Here is a 16,532-nt window from a genome sequence, read left to right on the forward strand (position 1 = left end):
GGTTTAAATTCAGAAAGCGCTTACGCAATAATACGTAAGTGCTTTTTTTTGTATTTCATATTCTTAAAAACATGACATTGCTCAGGTTTGGTAACTAGCTATTTTTTTAATTTTACCCAAACAACCAATAGGTTGTACTCAATTATTTAAACATGTCTTCATTTTACCAATACATCATTGTTTGTTCTCTTCTTTTTTTTAATTCCGATTACAATCAATTTAACACCATAAATGCTTCTAAAAACACCTTGACTTTTGATATCATTAATAAAAATGAAGTTATTGGAAACTTAAAGGCTACAAAGACTTCTACCGACACAAAAACTCATTATCAAAGTGTAACAACTATTTCTACCAAGATTCTAAAAGAAATCAAAGTAAACTACAAATACGATGTTACCTATGAACGGAATAAATTAAAAAAAGCCAATGTTTATATAGATGTAAATAATAAACCATATGCAGATATTTTAACCAATTGGGAAGTAAAACATTATCAAATCACCAAAAATGATAAAAAGGAAAAGGTAGTTGAAGATGAAATTAATTACGCGACTATTTTATTATATTTTAATGAACCTTTTGATATTGAGCGTTGTTATTCTGAGCAAGATGGAAGTTTTAATACCATTGTGCCATTAGGAAATCACACATACAAAAAGATAAATGCTAAGAATCATGAAAATATATATTATTATAAAAATGGTTTCTTGCAAAAAGGTGAAATAAACGGCGGATTAGTGAAATTTGAGATTATTGCTCAAAAATGATTAGTTAAAAAGTAAAATCAATTCCATGAGCGTAGGACTAGTATTATCAGGTGGCGGCATTAGGGGAGTGGCACATATTGGTGTTATTAAAGCACTAGAAGAAAATGGTATTTACCCTACACATATATCTGGCACAAGCGCTGGTGCTATTGTTGGAGCGTTATATGCAGGCGGTGTTAAATGGAAAGAAATTTTAGATTTTTTTAAAGTAATTCCAATATTTCATACCAATAAATTTGCTCGTAGAAAACCCGGATTTTTAGACACCGAGAAGTTTTACGATGAGTTCAAAAAATTCTTCCCTCATGATTCATTTGAGTCCCTTCCTAAAAAACTATTCATTACAGCAACAGATATTATTAAAGGGGAATTAAAGATTTTTGATGAAGGTGAATTGATAAAACCGGTGCTTGCATCTGCAACTTTTCCTGGTGTTTTTTCTCCAATAGATATTGATGGATCTTTCTATGTTGATGGAGGTGTATTGAATAATTTCCCTATTGAACCTTTAATACCATCATGCGACAAAATAATCGGCAGTTATGTAAACGCACTAAAGGATATTAAAATAAAAGATTTAAAGCATTCGTATAATGTCTTGGATAGAGCCTATAAAATTAAATCAGCCTCAGATTCGCTTGCCAAATTTCAAGATTGCGATTTTGTTATCTCCCCAGAAGCGCTTTGTGAATTTGCCACCTTTGACATGAGGTATATTGATGCCATTTTTGAAATAGGTTATAATAGTACAGTCCAAGTTTTAGCAGAAAGAGATAAAATAACCAAGGCTCTAAATAATTAGTAATTCACTACACCTTAACATGATGTGCGCGCTCCATAAAGAAATCTTCAAAACGTTCTAATTTAGGATGCATTTTTTCTGAATATATAACGTACTGACATTTCATGATACTTTGAGCAACCGTAATCATTGCCGTATAATCTGATTTTTGAATTAAAAAATCGCCATCATCAATACTGCAAATTTTTAACTGAGAAGTACTTACGCCATTGGTTAAAAATAATTTATGAAGTGTAGTTGGGGTAGTGATAAGTATATCTATACCCTCAAATATCTCTGATTTCTGAATGTCTATATGTAATTCCTTATAACTTGCATATACTCTTAGTGAGGAGTAATTGGTGTATTTTAAAAATTCGTCATAAAGCTCTAATACTTTTTCTTTATTCTCAACAACGACAACGGCTCTAGGTGCATTACCCTCTGCTTTACATTTTAGTTTCTGTAAAGTAGTTAGTATCAAAGTGGTGGTTTTACCGCTTTCCTTTGGTGCTATACAATACACATTTGCTCCACTCTTTATTACCGGAATGCTTTTCTTTTGAAATGTAGTAGGCTCTTCTATTGAAAAACCTTCTAATGTTTCAAGTATGTAAGGGTTTAATTTTTTAAAAGACATAAAATTTTTCGCTTATTGAGAATACGTATTTAAACAAAGATACAGCCAACAATTGGGCTAACCCATTCTAGAAATGTATTTTCCAACGATATAAAAACAAAGTAGTTTCTTAAGAATACAAAATTAAAAACACGCCAATCATAATACCTGCTAAGGGCACAAGTTTTTTACGCTTATTTTGTTCCTTAAAAATATAACCACCTACTACAACGGCAATTAATATCTGACTCCGCTTTATTGCTGAAAGCAACATAATCAGTGCTTCTGGATCTTGTAAAGCTTTAAAATAAAAATAATCTGCAATTTGTAAAAGTATACCAACTAAAGGTATCGTCCATCGCCACTTAAAAGCTTGTCGTTTTTCTTTATAGGGAAACCAAGTAATGGTTAGAATGATGAGCAGTAATAGTACTGTATAAAAACAAAACCAAAATTGTAATGTTTGTGGGTTCAGTATTAAACTTTGTACTAAAAACTTATCGTACAAACCACTTGATGCTCCTAAAAAAGTAGCACCTATTATAGCGAATATCCATTTATTTCGTTTAAAATGTATTCCTTCTTTTTTACCAATCCTTGAATATAAAATCACCGAAAATATGATAAGAAAAAATCCGACCCACTGCCAAGAATTCGGCTTTTCTTGATATATGGTTATAGCACCTATAAATGTAAAAAACGGACCTGCAGATCGTATAGGTGTTACTATAGTAATCGGCAAATGTTTTAATGCCTGATATGCCAATACCCATGAAGCTGCCATTATTGCTGACTTTATAGCTATAAAACCGTGAGTTTTCAGAGGAATATCCGTAATGTAGAATTCGATATCAATCATGAATTCTTTGAAAAACACAGAACCGAAATAAAAGGGTAGGAGTAATAAAAATCCAGAGGAGATAGTACCTAACAAAACAGGAAAAACTTCATTGCCCTGTACTGCATGTTTCTTACATAAGTTGTGTAAACCTAAGAAAAGAGCCGCTAAAAGTCCAAGGTACATCCACATAATGCGCGCGAAGATATTGGTTTTTACACAATAATAACTTCGTAATTCTTATGATTAACGGTAGAAATTTTAAGATTAATCATTTGCATCAATAATCCTTAAAATCAATACTCTCAACCTGTGCACTAAATTCTCTAATAGGTAAACCTGCTGAATCTAAATTTTCCTGATCAGCAACATATGTTTCATTTGACATGATTTTGTTTAAATCATCTTTGCCATATGATGTAACGATTATTAAAAGAAAAACGAATAAGTAACAGAAATACCTTTCATCGTTATGTTTTAAATATCATTTAAGCAGTTACTTAAATTTTAAATAATTGACAATATTTAAAACTATTGGTTCCTGTTATTGAAGAAATACGATACTGGTAATGTTATAATATTACTCTCTAGAGTTTTACGATGAAATACATCAATCTTAATAAAATGATGACATATAAAAAGAGCCGCCTTAAAATAAGACGGCTCTTTAAAAATATATTGCTTGATATTATAGCTTAGTAAGCCATTTTTACAATTTTCTCAACCTTGTCCGGTGATAGATCTTGGTTCTCACCCAATCCTTTCCATCCACGGGCTGTAAATCGTTTAGAAATTTCTTCAGCCGTACCTTCATAATCTTCAGTATAATCAGACAACTTAGTATCTATTCCCAAACCTTGAAAAAATGCTTCAGTTTTCTCTATAGCTGCATATGCCTTATCATCTATACTACCCTCGGTAATATTCCAAACACGCTCTCCATACTGTGCCAATTTCTCTTTCTTAGCCTCAATATTGTACTTGTAATGACTTGGTGCAATTACCGCTAAAGTACGTGCATGGTCTATTCCAAATAATGCTGTTAACTCATGACCCATCATGTGTACGGCCCAATCACCAGGAACACCTTTTTGAATTAGACCATTAAGTGCCATTGTACAGCTCCACATAAAATCTGCAGCTGGTTTATAGTCCGTAGGGTCTTTAATTACTTTAGGTGCCACTTCAATTAAAGTCTGAAGAATGCTTTCTGCAAATCTATCTTGTAATGAAGCTCCTATAGGATAAGTCATATATTGTTCCAATACATGGGTGAATGCATCTGTAATTCCATTTACTAATTGTCGCTCAGGAATTGAACTTATTACTTGTGGGTCTAAAATTGAAAACTCTGGAAACAAGCCTGGACCGCCCATTGCCAACTTCTCTTTTGTCTCCGCTCTTGTAATTACAGCACCAGAATTCATTTCTGAACCTGTAGCCGGTAAGGTTAACACCGTACCAAAAGGCATTCCTTTTTGTGTTTTTACATTTTTAGTTAAAATGTCCCATGGGGTATCACCATCATAAACCGCCGCTGCAGACAAAAACTTAGTACCATCTATTACAGAACCGCCGCCAACTGCTAATAAATAATTAATACCTTTATCCTTAATTACCTGTAATGCTTCCATTAAAACAGCATACTCAGGATTTGCAGGAATACCACCAAACTCAGTAACATCTACTTTTGACAGTGCTTTAGTCACTTGCTCGTAAATACCGTTCTTTTTGATACTTCCACCACCATAAAGCAATAATACTTTTGCATCTGACGGAATTTCACTTTCTAATTTTTCAATTGTATCCTTACCAAATATGATTTTAGTAGGATTCTTAAATTCAAAATTGTTCATTTTCTCTCTTCTTTTAATTTTTATTCTGCAATTCTTTTTTAAAGATTAATCAATAACTGTTACCAAATCTTTCATTGGCTTTCTTACTTTTACCAAATTCACTAACCAATCTTCACTTTCTTTTCTATAGCCTAATGGCAATAGAACAGCACTACGCAACCCTTTTTCGCGTAAGCCTAAAATTTCATCTACTGCTTCTGGATCAAAACCTTCTATAGGAGTAGAATCTACCTCTTCAAAAGCGGCAGCAGCTATTGCTTGTGAAAAAGCGATATAGGCTTGTTTTGCTGCGTGGTTAAAATTTTCTTCAGCATCTTTCTGCGGATACGAATCCAATAACATTTGACGATAATTCTCCCATCCTTCGTTCTTGAAACCACGAATTTCATTGGTTAAATCGAACATATAATTAATTCTATCTGCCGTATACGTATCCCATGCAGCGAAAACTAATAGGTGAGAACAATCTGTAATCACAGACTGATTCCACGCTACAGGTCTAATTTGTTCTTTTACTTCTTGGTTTTTAATTACAAAAATTTCAAAAGGTTGTAAACCACTTGAGGTAGGGGCAAGACGTGCCGCTTCTAATATGCGTTCTACTTTATCCTCGGCTACTTTTTCACCATTCATTGCCTTAGCGGCATATCTCCAATTTAATTTATCTAATAACTCCATAGTAATCAATCTTTCTTTATGTTGCTTTTTGCTAATTGTTCAATATCTAATGACGTTATAATTACGTCGGTATTACTTGTTGTATTTGCTAAATTCACCATTGCTTGTGCAATGCTTTCTGCATTAATAATTCTATATTTTTTTAATGGACCAATAAAAAGTGGCTGCATAAGTCTGAAAACTTTTAATCCTATTTTCTCTAATATCCTTCTCTCTTCCCGTTCACCACCTATTAAAGAAGGCCTAAGTATAGAAGTATGTTGTATTCCTTGATGTAATACATCTTGCTCCATTTCACCTTTAGTTCTATTATAGAACACCTTACTTTTCTTATTTGCCCCCATTGCTGAGACCACTAAAAAAGTAGTTATATTATTTTCTTTGGCAAGTTTAGCTGCAGAAACCGGTATACCATAATCAATGTTTCTATACATTTTTTTATCTGGCGTTTTCTTTGCTGTAGTACCTATACAACAGTAGACTTCATCTGCGGTAAAATCGGTTTTAAATTGATCTAACTCCAATAAGTTTCCTATGAATTGCTGTACGGTATTTGGTAAACCTTCAATTCGCGTTCTAGAAAATAATTTTATAGTTTCATACCTATTGTCAACCATCAATTTTTTTATTAGTAAACCACCGGTCAACCCTGTTGCCCCTAAAATTATAGCTGTCTTTTTCATATTATTTACAAGCTTTTATACTACTCCAAGCTGCTTCAAATGCTTGATCCAATTCTTTGGCATCTAATTTTACGGATCCTCTATTTTGAGTGATCATTAAAAACGAAAGCGGATTTATAGAGTAGGCATACAGCATATAATCTGACAGCGGTTTTATAATTCCCTCTTTTTTACCTCGTGCCCAAAGATCTAATAACGGCTGAAGGTGCTTTATACCTTCCTGCCTGCTTTCTTCATCGATCATAGGAGTATTATCACACTGTGCCAAAAACATGGCATGTGCACTTTCTTTTAGCTTAAAATCTGCAATACGTTTCCATATAACTTCAAATCCTTTTTCAACAGACATGCTTTCGTCATATGTAGCAAAAGCATACGCAGTATAGTTAGATTTTACTTCTATATATGTTTTGTTTACCAAATCTTGCTTATTCTCAAAATAGAGATATATAGTTGCAGGTGATACACATGCCATTTTCGCTATTTTGCTCATTGGTGTTGCATGAAAACCATCATTGTTTACCAAGTCGATAGTAGCATTTATTAATGCGTTACGCTTATCTATACTTTTTTGAAGTGCTGCCATAATTGTAATATCTGAGACAAAGATATAAAAAATGAACGTTCATTCTTTTTTATTAACAGAACTTTAATTTAAAGAAAGATTATAGGGGTTGTCCTAATTGATTATTGACAATTACAACAACCCATAATTACTGGAGTTTTATTCAAAGTCAAAAAAAATATAATAACCTCATATTTTCTAAGAACATCCTACAAACATCATATTTTTTAATTTTCTATATTTAAGTATTCCTATAAAGGTAGTTCCCACGTCCTTTTGATTATCTAATTTAATCTCTCTTTTTAGGTAAACATATATTTTTGAAAATGTATAAAATTCTATCCCTTGATGGCGGCGGAAGCTGGGCTATTATTCAATTACTCACCTTAAAAGACAGATTTGGTAATATAAGAGGCAATCAAATATTACAAAAATTCAACTTGGTAATAGCTAATTCTGGCGGTAGTATTGTATTAGCCGCTCTAGCAGAAAACTATACCCTAGACGAAGCAATTTCCCTTTTTAAGGAAAAGAAAAATAGGGAGAAGATATTTCATAAAAACACTTTTAAAGACCGTTATTTTCCAGTTGATTACTTAGGATTATTTAATGCTGGCTTTGGACCAAAGTATAGTCAAAAAAAGAAGAAAGAGGCTTTTGAAAGTTTATTTCCAGAGATAGATAAAGTTCAAATGAACGAACTACCTAAATTCATTGGTAATGAGTCTCTAAAAATAGTTGTTGCCACGTATGATGCCTTAAATAATCGTGCTAAATTTTTTAAATCTTTCTCGTCAAATCCTGAAAGTTATGATTCGGTAAGATTAACACAGGCAATAAACGGCTCTTCTAATGCTCCGGTCCAGTATTTTGATTTTCCAGCGCGGTTTAAGGCTAAGCAAAGTGATATTTATTATGAGCTATGGGATGGCGCATTAGGCGGATTCAACAATCCAATTTTAGCGGGAATCATTGAAGCTTATAAGCTTGGAATTGACCTAAAAACAATTCAAGTCATCTCATTAGGAACAAGTAACTCATTGATGTCATCTGATGCCAAAGAAAACTTTTGGAATTGGAAACAAATCGCCTTAAAATTTCGAAGAAAGAAATTGAGTTTTTCTAAATGGAAACCCCAATTAAACTTCTTTAAAGAAACCGTTTTACACCAAGCTAAAACTATTCTTTATCAACCGCCAGACACTGCAAATTATATTGCTATGATGTTCTTAAAAGTAGCTACTAGCAAAAAACTTAACGACCAAATTATACGGTTATCGCCACTTATTCACTATGATGATAACACTTCAAAAGCTATTGTGCCCTTAGTTCAACAATTATATCAATTAGATATGGATTTAACAACTGATGAAGAAATAGATACTCTTATTGCATGTTTTAATGCATGGAAAGATGGTAAACTATATAATCAACCTATAGAGTTTAAAGTAGAGCGCAATAACGACCTTTTGTTTTTGCAAGGAGATAGGTGGTATGTAGATGGCATGAAACGTTGGCAAAATTGGGATACAAATTAAAATGCAAATTTTTTTTATTTGAATGTTTTGCAGCCATATACTTTAAGTGTTAAATTTAACATAAATCGTATATTATCGTCAAAAAACAACTTTAACAATTATAATTATTAACTAAACATTATTTTTTTTATGAGAAACACTTTAAACAAAACAGGTAAATTTTTAGCGATAGGATGCGCTATGGGAGGAATGCTTTTTACTTCCTGTACGGAAGACAAAATAGAATCTGATTTAGAATTAAATCAAGATGCAAAAACTCTGGAAGTTGCCTTAAAAGCCCCCACCAATAATCTAATAACCATTGATGATTTAGGAGTTACAGATTTGCAGACAGCAAAATCTGGCAATGCTGAAAAGGGACGTTATAATATTACATTGAAATATATAATACCACCAACAGAAAGGCAAGCTGAAGTGTTTGAAGCAGCAGCTGCAAGATGGGAACGGATTATTATTAAAGACGTACCAGATGTATCTGGACCAATTCCTTCGGCTTTTACCGGTTTCCCTGATATAGATAGCATTGATGATTTAGTAATTGAAGTGGCATTAGCACCAATAGATGGACCCGGAAAAATTCTTGGTCAGGCAGGCCCCCAATTTGTAAGAACAGAAGACTTTTTATCATTGACAGGAGTAATGTATTTTGATGTTGCAGATTTAGATTTTCTTGAAGAAATAGATTTGTTCGAAGAAGTAATTGTTCATGAAATGGGTCATGTATTAGGAATAGGTACATTATGGAATACTGCTCCTTTCGGTTTTGATAGAACTCTTAGAGCAGGACCAGATAGCAATCCATATTTTACAGGAAAAAAAGCAAATGTATTTTGGAATGCTGAAGGAGGTACTGATGAACTACCAATTGAAAATATGGGTGGTCCTGGTACTGCATTAGGACATTGGAGAGAATCTACTCTTAACAATGAACTTATGACCGGATTCTTAAATTTAGGTGAAAACCCGTTAAGTAGAATTACTGCTGGTTCAATGAGAGATCTTGGTTATGGATCTGCATCAGTAGGTGAATCTTATGACTTACCTCGAGGCACGGAAGGTGTTGACATCAGTGAACTTGGGGATGAAGGTACTGCTGAAAACCCAGGACTAAATATTGCTAAAATGGAAGTCTTACTTGGAATTAGAGGTTTTGTAAACGTTAAGAAATAACTTTAACACCATTAACTGGATTGCTAATCCAAATTATAGCTTGCATCAAACTTATTTGATGCAAGCTTTTTTAGTTTATATGACCTACCTAGATTCTTCTTTTATTGTTCAAATTAACATTAATCATAACCTTTGGCCCATAATACCCTAGACTAGTAAAACTGTCGTTATCTTTGCTGAAAATTATTTTATGTCAAGCCAATTTTCGGATTTAGGAATCAATAGTGAATTTCAAAAAAGTTTAAAGGAATTACAAATTTCTGTACCCACAGATATTCAGAAAAAATGTATTCCTGTTGTTCTGAATAAAAAAGAGGATCTTGTTGCTTTAGCTAAAACCGGAACTGGTAAAACAGCTGCTTTTGGATTGCCATTATTACAATTAATTAACGCCGAAAGCACCACAGTACAAGTGGTTATTTTAGCACCTACTAGAGAATTAGCACAACAGATTCACGCTAATTTATCTTCATACGCTTCTCATGCTCCTGCAATTTCTATTGCCGCATTATGTGGAGGTATTCCTATAAAACCACAAATAGAACGACTTAAAACGCCTACACATATTATAGTAGCAACACCAGGTCGTTTGGTTGATTTAGTAAAACGTGAGGCTATAGATATTAAAAAATTAAAATACCTGGTTTTGGACGAAGCCGATGAAATGGTTACTGCTCTAAAAGAAGATTTGGATGTTATTATTTCGGGCATTCCAAAATCTCGTCGCACACTTTTGTTTACGGCTACCATGTCTGGCGCAATTAAACAGCTTGTTCAGAATTACATGTCTAAGCATGTAATACATGTAGAGGCAGATATGTCTACATTAGGCCACCAAGGTATTGATCATGAATACGTAGTGGTAGAGCCTATAGAAAAGTTAGATGTGCTTATGCATTTCTTAAATACGAAAGAGGGCCAAAGGGGTATTATATTCTGTAAGACAAAAGCGGCGGTAAATAAATTAGCTAAAAACTTAGCTATAAATAAATTCTCATCTGGTGCTTTGCACGGTAGTTTATCCCAAGGTATTCGTGACCGTATAATGGGACAGTTTAGAGATGGTCATATAGATATTCTAGTAGCTACAGATTTAGCTGCCCGTGGTATTGATGTTAAGGATCTTGCATACGTTGTTAATTATCATTTACCAGATACATACGATGCCTATGTACATAGAAGTGGACGTACGGCAAGAGCAGGAGCAAAAGGACTTTCTTTAACCATACTTCAAAAAGAAGAGGTTGCAGAGGTTGCAGATTTTGAAAAAGAGTTAGGTTTAACGTTCTCTAAATTCAAAAAAGCAGATACACAGAGCATAGAGGAAAACAATACATTACTTTGGGCTAAAAAAATTTTTAAGACTAAACCTAACCGCGAAATATCGGAAGAGTTCAAAACAAAGGTTAAAACAGTGTTTCATCATTTAACCAAAGAGGAATTGGTTGAAAAAATATTAGCGAATTATATTTCACAAAATACCGCTTCACAGTTAAAAGTGGAAGAACCTAAAAGAAAGAAATAAAAGGATACATTTAATTAAATGACAAACAAAAAGCCGACTATTTTAGTCGGCTTTTTGTTTCAATATATGTAGCTATTAAAGATCTATAAATATGCCTTCAACATTTCGTTATTAGATTTTCTTCTTAGAATTTTTACAGCTTTTTCTCTTATTTGTCTTACACGTTCTCTAGTAAGATCGAAAAGTTCGCCTATTTCACTTAAACTTTTAGGACTTCTATCTCCAATACCATAATAAAGCTTTATAATCTCACTCTCTCTACTTGGTAACGTGTTTAACGCTTGATCAATATCAAATTTCAAAGAATCCATCATCATTTTTGAATCTGGACTATTATTATCCTTTGAAGATACCACATCGTACAGATTTGAAGATTCGCCTTCTTGAAAAGGTGCATCCATAGATAAGTGCTTACCTGAGTTTTTCATGGCAAGTTTAACCTGTGCGCCGCTCATATCTAATTCTCTTGCAATCTCAACTGTACTTGGAGGTCTTTGGTAAGACTGCTCTAATGTTGAGTATACTTTTTTAATTTTACTTATTTCTCCAATCTTATTCAGAGGAATACGCACCATACGAGATTGTTCAGAAATAGCGGATAGTATAGATTGTCTAATCCACCATACTGCATAAGAGATAAATTTAAAACCTCTTGTCTCATCAAAACGTTTTGCCGCTTTGACCAATCCAATATTTCCTTCGTTAATTAAATCTGAAAGTCTAATTCCACTTCCTTGATATTGTTTTGCTGTAGAAACTACAAAACGTAAATTAGCATTTACTAGTGTGTTAAGGGCAATTTGATCTCCTTCACGAATTCTTCTGGTCAGTTCCACTTCCTCATCTGCGGTAATCAAATCTATTTTTGATATTTCTTGAAAGTACTTTTCTAATGATTTGGTGTCTCTGTTGGTAATTTGTTTAGTGATCTTAAGTTGCCTCATATATTTTTCTGTTTTTATCGTTGTAAGAATATAACTTATATTTTACCAATATCCTAATGAATCTAAATGTTTATTAAAATTCTTTTAATGATTTTAAATTATTTTTTAATAAATCCTAATTATTATAGTCACATTCAATGTAATTTTATCAAATTCATAATTTATAGGCAATTCTCATTAAATATTCGTTAGAAATTTTAATTAAAGTAATTCCAGAAGATTACCTAAATACCTTTAAATAGGCGCATATTCTCTTTTTTGATATGAGATAATTCTTTCTTATTTAAAAAAACTCGAAATTCGGAACACCAAATAAGCCGAAATGAAAATTACCACAACCATCCTTCTTTATCTTATCTCTACGTTCTTTGCATTTAGTCAGACTCCAGTTCAAACGTATTTTGAGTGGACAGATTTACCTTTTACCAAAGAGGAATTAAGCACACGACGCGATAATTTAGCAAACATGTTAAAAAAGGAAGGTGAAACAGGATTAGTTGTAATACCTGCAAATGACGGATTTTCATTTGGTGAAACATTTCGCCAAGCAGATGATTTTTATTACTTCACAGGTCTTGAATTACCCAACGCTATATTGGTTATGGACTTAAACCATAACACTACAGTAATTTACACTCCAGAACGTGATTTAAGATTTGAAAATGGATCAAGAGTGAATGATTTTCCCGGAAGACCTTTATTAAATGACACCAGTATTTCTGATAAAACAGGTGTACCGTTGGCTTCCATGCAAGACTTTACAGAATTAATGAACAATGCCAGCAAAGAGAAAAATACAGTTTTAATAAATAATAATAGGGAAGGTGATATTAGATATGTGTCTAATGAATATGTAGCAACATATTCTCCCGTTCAAGTTCTTTTACAGACATTTAATAACAGGCACTCTGGCTTAAAACATAAAAATATGTACGAAGCCGTTGCAAATGTTCGAATGATAAAATCGAATTCTGAAATCGAAATTTTAAGAAAGGCTGCATCCATTACTGTTGAAGGTATTAAACAATCTGCAAAAACGATTAAAGTAGGTGTAGACGAACGTTTTTTAGAAGGAATATTAGAAGGCGATTTTAAAGTAAATGGCTCGCAAAGACTCGCATTCGGTTCTATCATTAAATCAGGCCCAAATTCCCACTGGCCTTGGAGAATTTTGGCTACTCATTATAACCGTAGAAATAGGGTAATGGAAAATGGCGATTTGGTCATTTTCGATGTAGGTTGTGAATACAATCAATATGTTAGTGATATTGGTAGAACCTTTCCTGTTTCGGGTACGTTTACCAAAAGACAGAAAGAAATTCTTGTAATGGAAACCAAAGTTGCCGACGAGATCATTAAATTTCTAAAGCCAGGTATTACATTTAAAGATGTACAAACTCTAACAAATAGTGTCATTCCTAATAATGCAAAACCATATATGCAAGTAGGTTTATTCTTTGGTCATCACTTAGGTCTTTCTACCGGAGACCCAAGTCTTTCTAATGCTATATTAAAGCCAGGTATGGTTTTTACCGTTGAACCTTGGTACTACAACCACGATGAAAACATATCGGTTTTTACTGAAGATATGATTGTTATTACAGAAGATGGCTGTGAAGTATTAAGTAAAGATTTACCAAGAACTCCAGAAGCATTAGAAGCTTTAATGAGGGATTAATTATAGTATCATACATATTAGAAACAAACCATCACCATATTTCTATAACATACTACGTTGTAATTAAACAATTACAAAATTCCAACATGTTACAACACCAATTACAATAAAGTACAAAATACCTATTTGCTTTACCGATAAAAATAACCCACCCGCTGATTAAAACCCCTTCTTCACTGAAAGGCTATTATTTCATTTAAACCATTATCTACATTTAAAATCTAATTGGGCATAAGCGGCTATACAAAATTATAGTTGCTTAAAAACATCTATAACCCCTAAAAGATTAAATGATGAGAAAAATGAAATTAAAGTATGGTACAGGCTCTTTGTTACTCCTTCTTCTTGCTCTTACTTCGTGTAGTGATGATTCAGACAATATATCATTAAGCACTAATGACACTGACGAAATCATAGAAATAAGCAGCACAGTAGACAGTAATTCCTATATCTTGGCAGTGGAACCTGATACTGGAGTGTTTTTAATTGACCATGATGGCAATACATTATTCGATTGGGACTTTGATGGCGACCAACTAGGTAACGATGCTGAACTACATGACGATGGTAGTCTAGTAGCCTCAATTAAAGTAAACAATCCACAAATAACTTTTGGAGGTTACGGCGGTGCCTTTAGAAAAATTAATGCCGACCAAACGATTGCATGGGAAATTAATTATTCAGGTGATTCTTACATTGCCCATCATGATATAAACTATTTATCTAACGGAAATATAATTTTTCCGATTTGGGAAAAGGTTAGCGCTGAAGAAGCTGCAGAATTAGGATTTTCTGGAAATTTCGACATTTACCCAGATGCTATTATAGAAATGAATCCACTTACCCAAGAAGTAGTTTGGGAATGGCATGCTATAGACCATATTGTACAGGATTATGATGAACGTAAAGCAAATTTTGGCGTCGTTGGTGACCTTCCAAATTTAATTGATATTAACTACAACAATGACCAAACAGACGGGGATATAACGCATGTCAATGGTATAACATTAGATGAAGAAAACGACTTGCTATATATGACCGTAAATTTTTATAGTGAGGTTTGGGTTGTTGACCATAGTACTACAACAGCAGAAGCGACTACAGGTACAGGCGGTAATTATAACCTTGGTGGCGATTTAGTTTATCGTTTTGGAAACCCTCTTGCTTATGACAATGTAGGAGACGCAACAATGAACCGTGTACATTACCCTAATCTTTTTGATGACAATAAAATGTTGGTCTTTGTAAATAACAAATACGATAACCAATCTGCCGTAGCAGAATATCAGTTGAGTCCGCCTTACGAGTTAATTGCTGGTCAGGATAACGAACCTACACTTATATGGGAATTTACAGATACAGATCTATATAGTAATGGACTTGGTAGTGGAGTTCGTATGAGTAATGGAAATACATTGATTTCTGAAGGCACGGGAACTATTTGGGAAGTTAATAACGATGGGGACGTTCTTTGGAGGTTTACCGATTACAATAGACCTTGGCGTGCTTATGCCTTTACCAAAGAAGACGAAGCAATAACCTCATTGGGTTTATAGTAGAATTGAAAATTGAGTTTGGTTCTATTGATGTTGATGATGAGCTCTGGTAGTAATACCGGAGCTTTTTTTTGTTTGATCGGACATGTAATGAACCTCCTTAAAATACTTTAATGATGTAAATACCGCCATTCACTAAAAACTTACAGGCATCCACTTAATACATCGCAACAGTAACGGATATTAGATTAGGTTTGGTGTGTTCACACAAAATAAATCAACTAAATGAAAGCATTTTTTTATCTTATAATGTTACTTAATATTGTTTGTAGCCACGCGCAAAATTCTCAAGACAATATTGTTTATGAGAGTATCATAGATGATAAAAATGTTGTTGTAAAACTAAGCACTGTAGACCAAGCTACAATGCTATCTATGTTGCACGGGGGGGTCTATGTGTACTTTGATGTGAAAGGGAAAAAGAAAAAAAATGTTTCCATTCAGTATCCAATTAATGCTACATTGCCACAAAGACCGGACAAAAACGATAGAGAACGTAATAGAGAAGATAAGGATGAAGAAGCTCAAAAAGGACCTGACATAGCAGTTTTAATAGAAAAACTGCCTAAAACAGCCTCCTTTGTAAATTTCGACTCTGAACAAGAGTTTCATTTAGACTTAAACAATTTAGGTGTTACAATCACTTACAGCTTCGATGAAGAGGCTGAAGAATTATTATATATTCTTCTAATACCTAAGCACAATTTATTGTCGGGCAAGGGTAGTGATTTATCAAAATTATCAATAGGGGTTGTTTCTCCTAAAATTAAAACAGAATCAAAAAACGATGGTTCAGGGATTAGTTTTGGAGGTGGGAACCAAAGCGGCGGACCTGGTGGAAGTGGAGGTGGACCTGGAGGTCCAGGCGGTGGCGGTCGTGGCGGATCACAAAACGGACCACCTATTCAAGATCAAAGACAAGAAAAGGTTTCTCTTAATTTCTGGTTTAAAGCTTTTGAAAATAATTAGAATTTTGTCGCTCTTGAATCTTAATAGCAAAATTGAAATTCATATTAGTTACCATCAGGATCAAAAACTACTCCACCGTGGGTGTCTACAGTAATACCTTCTTCTAAAGTAACTCTGTAAAAGAATGATGTTTTAGATTCAGGCATTTCATCTGCAACCATTTGCAAGTAAAACCTCCCATCTTCGGTTTCGTAATTTTGCCAGATTTCGCTTCCTAATATTTCACCAGTTTCTACATTAACCAATTCAACATCAACTATGGGGCTAGTGGCTATATAATATCTAAAAAAATTAGTAGTATATGACAAACTAAAAGCACCATTTGTAGCATTAGACATAAGTATATTTTTTTCTACAACACG

16 protein-coding genes are annotated in these 16,532 nt (G+C 33.5%); 8 read left to right on the forward strand and 8 right to left on the reverse strand.

What is annotated here, in order from left to right; all coding sequences use genetic code 11:
- Positions 1–152: 152 nt before the first annotated feature.
- Positions 153–770, forward strand: coding sequence for a DUF6134 family protein (locus P178_RS0115600; protein ID WP_027067090.1), 618 nt, complete (start codon positions 153–155; stop codon positions 768–770).
- Positions 771–795: 25 nt separating this feature from the next.
- Complete coding sequence (locus P178_RS0115605) at positions 796–1,572, forward strand: patatin-like phospholipase family protein (protein WP_036146978.1); 777 nt, start codon at positions 796–798, stop codon at positions 1,570–1,572.
- Positions 1,573–1,579: 7 nt separating this feature from the next.
- Here P178_RS0115605 and P178_RS0115610 read toward each other — a convergent pair whose 3' ends face one another.
- From P178_RS0115610 to P178_RS0115640, 6 genes are all read right to left on the reverse strand, one after another.
- Positions 1,580–2,191 (reverse strand): DEAD/DEAH box helicase, encoded by a 612-nt coding sequence (locus tag P178_RS0115610; protein WP_027067092.1) that lies wholly within the window; start codon positions 2,189–2,191, stop codon positions 1,580–1,582.
- Between the two features lie 109 nt (positions 2,192–2,300).
- Positions 2,301–3,200, reverse strand: a complete 900-nt coding sequence (locus P178_RS0115615; RefSeq protein WP_027067093.1) for an EamA family transporter — start codon at positions 3,198–3,200, stop codon at positions 2,301–2,303.
- A 503-nt stretch (positions 3,201–3,703) separates the two neighbouring features.
- Positions 3,704–4,864 (reverse strand): iron-containing alcohol dehydrogenase, encoded by a 1,161-nt coding sequence (locus P178_RS0115625; protein ID WP_027067094.1) that lies wholly within the window; start codon positions 4,862–4,864, stop codon positions 3,704–3,706.
- A 45-nt stretch (positions 4,865–4,909) separates the two neighbouring features.
- Positions 4,910–5,542, reverse strand: a complete 633-nt coding sequence (locus tag P178_RS0115630) for a nitroreductase family protein (protein WP_027067095.1) — start codon at positions 5,540–5,542, stop codon at positions 4,910–4,912.
- A 5-nt stretch (positions 5,543–5,547) separates the two neighbouring features.
- Positions 5,548–6,225 carry an NAD(P)H-binding protein gene (locus P178_RS0115635; protein WP_027067096.1) on the reverse strand — a complete coding sequence of 226 codons (678 nt, stop codon included), beginning with the start codon at positions 6,223–6,225 and terminating at the stop codon, positions 5,548–5,550.
- Position 6,226: 1 nt separating this feature from the next.
- Positions 6,227–6,811 carry a TetR/AcrR family transcriptional regulator gene (locus P178_RS0115640; protein WP_027067097.1) on the reverse strand — a complete coding sequence of 195 codons (585 nt, stop codon included), beginning with the start codon at positions 6,809–6,811 and terminating at the stop codon, positions 6,227–6,229.
- 305 nt (positions 6,812–7,116) lie between these two features.
- On the opposite strand from P178_RS0115640, the gene P178_RS0115645 reads away from it, so the two are divergent.
- From P178_RS0115645 to P178_RS0115655, 3 genes are all read left to right on the forward strand, one after another.
- Positions 7,117–8,328 carry a patatin-like phospholipase family protein gene (locus tag P178_RS0115645; protein ID WP_027067098.1) on the forward strand — a complete coding sequence of 404 codons (1,212 nt, stop codon included), beginning with the start codon at positions 7,117–7,119 and terminating at the stop codon, positions 8,326–8,328.
- Positions 8,329–8,457: 129 nt separating this feature from the next.
- Entirely contained in the window at positions 8,458–9,498 is a 1,041-nt protein-coding gene (locus P178_RS22225) for a leishmanolysin-related zinc metalloendopeptidase (RefSeq protein WP_051638332.1), read from the forward strand.
- Between the two features lie 190 nt (positions 9,499–9,688).
- Complete coding sequence (locus P178_RS0115655) at positions 9,689–11,023, forward strand: DEAD/DEAH box helicase (RefSeq protein ID WP_027067099.1); 1,335 nt, start codon at positions 9,689–9,691, stop codon at positions 11,021–11,023.
- An 83-nt stretch (positions 11,024–11,106) separates the two neighbouring features.
- On the opposite strand, the gene P178_RS0115660 is transcribed toward P178_RS0115655, so the two are convergent.
- Positions 11,107–11,967 (reverse strand): RNA polymerase sigma factor RpoD/SigA, encoded by an 861-nt coding sequence (locus tag P178_RS0115660; protein WP_027067100.1) that lies wholly within the window; start codon positions 11,965–11,967, stop codon positions 11,107–11,109.
- A gap of 322 nt (positions 11,968–12,289) precedes the next feature.
- Between P178_RS0115660 and P178_RS0115665 the strand changes: the two genes are divergently transcribed.
- From P178_RS0115665 to P178_RS0115675, 3 genes are all read left to right on the forward strand, one after another.
- A complete protein-coding gene (locus P178_RS0115665; RefSeq protein ID WP_027067101.1) occupies positions 12,290–13,645 on the forward strand; it encodes a M24 family metallopeptidase in 1,356 nt (451 codons plus the stop codon).
- A gap of 302 nt (positions 13,646–13,947) precedes the next feature.
- Positions 13,948–15,201, forward strand: a complete 1,254-nt coding sequence (locus P178_RS0115670) for an arylsulfotransferase family protein (protein ID WP_231500556.1) — start codon at positions 13,948–13,950, stop codon at positions 15,199–15,201.
- Between the two features lie 225 nt (positions 15,202–15,426).
- Positions 15,427–16,170, forward strand: coding sequence for a hypothetical protein (locus P178_RS0115675; protein WP_027067103.1), 744 nt, complete (start codon positions 15,427–15,429; stop codon positions 16,168–16,170).
- Positions 16,171–16,214: 44 nt separating this feature from the next.
- On the opposite strand, the gene P178_RS0115680 is transcribed toward P178_RS0115675, so the two are convergent.
- Positions 16,215–16,508 (reverse strand): hypothetical protein, encoded by a 294-nt coding sequence (locus P178_RS0115680; RefSeq protein ID WP_027067104.1) that lies wholly within the window; start codon positions 16,506–16,508, stop codon positions 16,215–16,217.
- Between the last annotated feature and the right edge of the window lie 24 nt (positions 16,509–16,532).

It is taken from the genome of Maribacter sp. Hel_I_7 (assembly GCF_000688315.1).
Classification (GTDB): Bacteria; Bacteroidota; Bacteroidia; order Flavobacteriales; family Flavobacteriaceae; genus Maribacter; species Maribacter stanieri.